At 62.1% G+C, this 1,391-nt stretch carries 2 protein-coding genes; both read left to right on the forward strand.

Going from position 1 to position 1,391, the window contains the following annotated elements; all coding sequences use genetic code 11:
* Nucleotides 1-225: 225 nt before the first annotated feature.
* Entirely contained in the window at nt 226-471 is a 246-nt protein-coding gene (hfq, locus tag EOA79_RS32040) for an RNA chaperone Hfq (protein ID WP_128293687.1), read from the forward strand.
* Nucleotides 472-1,391: GTPase HflX (gene hflX, locus EOA79_RS32045; protein ID WP_128293689.1), on the forward strand; the 920-nt coding region annotated here is incomplete at its 3' end. It abuts the gene before it with no gap.

Raw genomic sequence — 1,391 nt, forward strand, 5'->3', positions numbered from 1 at the left:
GATCGCAAACGGCCACCCCGGCTCCATGACACTTTCGTTGCGGCAGGCATTTTTTGACATTGCGGAAAAAAGTCCAGCCTGATAACCGCAAAGGTGGAATGAACCTCAACTATCTCGTTCTGCTTGTCGTTTAGGCGGCAAGAGGGGGTTTGCGCGCTTGACAGGCGCCGCGTAATTTGGCGCATTGGCCTGCAGACCGACGGGGATCGGCGAAAGACAAAAACAATGGCGGAACGATCGCAAAACCTTCAGGACCTGTTCCTGAATTCAGTTCGCAAGAGCAAAAATCCACTTACCATCTTTCTCACCAACGGTGTGAAGCTGACCGGCGTGGTCACTTCGTTCGACAATTTCTGTGTGTTGTTGCGGCGCGACGGGCATTCCCAGCTCGTCTACAAGCACGCCATTTCCACGATCATGCCGAGCCAGCCGGTTCAGATGTTTGATGGCGAGGAAGGCCAGGGCGCCTGATTGGCACGTGAGCAGGACGCGGACCGCAGAGTTCGCGGGAAACAAGGACATCAACTTGGGCCGGAAGCCAAGGATCCGACCCGGGCCGTTGTCATTGTGCCGGTGCTTGCGCGCCAGCCGCGGGGCGATGACGATTCGAGCCGCCCGCGCCTGAGCCGCTCGGCGGATGCCCGCCACGACGAGGCGGTCGGGCTTGCCAGCGCCATCGACCTGGACCCGGTCCACACCGCAGTGGTGACGGTCACCGATCCCCGCCCGGCAACGCTGCTCGGCAGCGGCAAAGTGGCCGAATTCGCCGACATCGTGAAGGAACGCAAGGCGGAATTGGTCATCGTCGACCATCCGCTCACGCCGGTGCAGCAGCGCAATCTCGAGAAGGAACTGAACGCCAAGGTGCTCGACCGCACCGGGCTTATCCTCGAGATCTTCGGCGAGCGCGCCAGGACCAAGGAAGGCACCCTGCAGGTCGAGCTGGCGCATCTCAACTATCAGAAGGGTCGGCTGGTGCGCAGTTGGACCCACCTCGAACGGCAGCGCGGCGGCGCGGGTTTCCTGGGCGGTCCCGGCGAAACGCAGATCGAATCCGACCGGCGGATCCTGCAGGACAAGATCACCAAGCTCAAACATGAGCTGGAAACGGTTCGCCGCACCCGCGACCTGCACCGCGCAAAACGCAAGAAGGTGCCATTTCCGGTAGTTGCGATCGTCGGCTACACCAATGCCGGAAAGTCGACGCTGTTCAACCGGCTGACCGGGGCAGGGGTGCTGGCGGAGGACATGCTGTTCGCCACGCTCGATCCGACGCTGCGCCGCGTGCGCCTGCCGCACGGCACGCCGATCATCCTGTCGGACACGGTCGGCTTCATCTCGGACTTGCCGACTCATCTGGTCGCGGCCTTCCGGGCGACGCTGGAAGAGGT

This window comes from Mesorhizobium sp. M1A.F.Ca.IN.020.03.2.1, assembly GCF_004023205.1.
In the GTDB taxonomy this organism is placed as follows: domain Bacteria; phylum Pseudomonadota; class Alphaproteobacteria; order Rhizobiales; family Rhizobiaceae; genus Mesorhizobium.